At 68.6% G+C, this 1,722-nt stretch carries 1 protein-coding gene; it reads right to left on the bottom strand.

Annotated features, from left to right (window positions below):
- Positions 1-1,722 (bottom strand): condensation domain-containing protein (locus tag V0R62_RS26630; RefSeq protein ID WP_330105823.1); only part of this gene is annotated, 1,722 nt, incomplete at both ends.

Genomic DNA, 1,722 nt, shown 5'->3' with positions numbered 1-1,722 from the left:
CCAGGCACCTGCGGGTTGTGGCTTGGCTGGCGGGTCCAATCCGGCTGGTCGAGGTTGACCTGCGGCACCGCCGCCTCGCCAACCAACGTCCGGGTGCCTTGTTGCACCAGCAGCGCCCTTGGCTGGCTGTCGGCGAGCATGTGGCGGAGCCGTTCGGCCGGGTAGTCCGGATCGAGCGGCACATAGGCGCCACCAGCCTTGAGGATCGCCAGCAGGCCGACCACCATCGACAGGCCACGCTCGACGCAGATCGCCACGCGATCGTCCGGCCTCACCCCCAGCGCGATCAGGTGATGGGCCAGGCGGTTGGCTTGCTCGTCGAGCTGGCGATAGGTCAGCTCGCCCTCCTCGGCCCTTACCGCCACGGCGCCTGGGGTACGCAGTACCTGAGCCTCGATCAGCCCGTGAAGGGTCAGCTCCAGGTTGTGGGGCTGCGCCGTGCGGTTGAAGTCGTGCAACAACTGGTGGCGTTCCTCGACCGAGAGCACTGGCAGTTGCAGCAGTCCTTGCCGTGGCTGCTGTGCCAAGGCTTCGGCCATGGTTTCCAGCACCCGCCGCATCTGCGTGCAGATACGCGCAGCGCCAACCGCCGCCGGAGCCAGGGCGACCAGGCGGAAGCCGTCGCCGATATCGTCCACGCTCAGGCTCAGCGGGTAGTTGCTGCGCTCGATGCTGTCCAGGGTCTCTATACCCTGCAGGGCCGGGCGCTGGCCCTCGTCCGCCTGGCTGCCGTGACGGTAGTTGAGCATGGCGCTGAACAGCGGCGCCGGGGCCGGCACGCCGCTGCAACGCTGGGCCAATGCCAGCGACGCATGCTCATGGGCGAGCAAGGCGCTCAGGCGCTGCTGGGTCTGGCGCACCGCGTCATGCAGGTCAGTGCCGGCCAGGTCCAGGCGCAGCGGCAAGGTGTTGATGAACATGCCCAGCGCCTGGTCTGCTCCCTCGCCGCCTTCAAGGCGACCCAGCAGCACGGTGCCGAACACCACGCTGTCGCGGCCGCTGGCGGCGGCCAGCAGGCGGGCGTAGGCCAGGTGGAACAGGCTGGCGACGCTGATACCCAGTTGCCGAGCCTGCTGACGCAGACCGCTGGCCAAGGTTTCGTCCAGCCACAGATGGGCCTCTTCGATGCCGAGACCGTCGACCTGCACATCGCCCAGGCCGAACGGCAGGGTCGGCTCGTCGATATCGCCCAACTGCTCGCGGAAGAACGCCTCGTGCTCGGCCTGGCTGACGCCCAGGCGCGCCTGGGCCACATAGTTACGGTATGGCACCCCCTGTTCGGCGGGCACCGGCGCACCGTGCAGGTAGCCCACCAGCTCCCGACCGAGCACATCCAGCGCGGTATGGTCGAGGACGATATGGTGGAACTGCAACGCGGCTAGCCGCCCGGCGCCCTGAGCGTCCGGCCAGTGGTACAAGCGCACCAGCGGCGCCTGCTCCAGGGCCAGGGCATGGGGCACCGCAGCCTCGTCGGCCACCTCGAACACCGCCAGCTCGGCCCGGCGCCAGACCACCTGCAGCGGCTGCGCCAGGCCTTCCCACAGCACCGAGGTACGCAGCACGTCGTGACGGGCGATGACCTTGCCCAAAGCATCGATGAAAGCCTGCAGGCGTTCATGGCTGGCGAAGGCCATGCGTGAGGCCAGCACATAGGGATCGTGCTCCGGCGAGCTGAGGTGGTGGTAAAGGATCCCCTCCTGCAACGGCGCCAGCGGGTAGATG

Source organism: Pseudomonas carassii (genome assembly GCF_036324045.1).
Lineage (GTDB): Bacteria > Pseudomonadota > Gammaproteobacteria > Pseudomonadales > Pseudomonadaceae > Aquipseudomonas > Aquipseudomonas peradeniyensis.
This window is presented reverse-complemented; position numbering and strand designations above follow the sequence as displayed.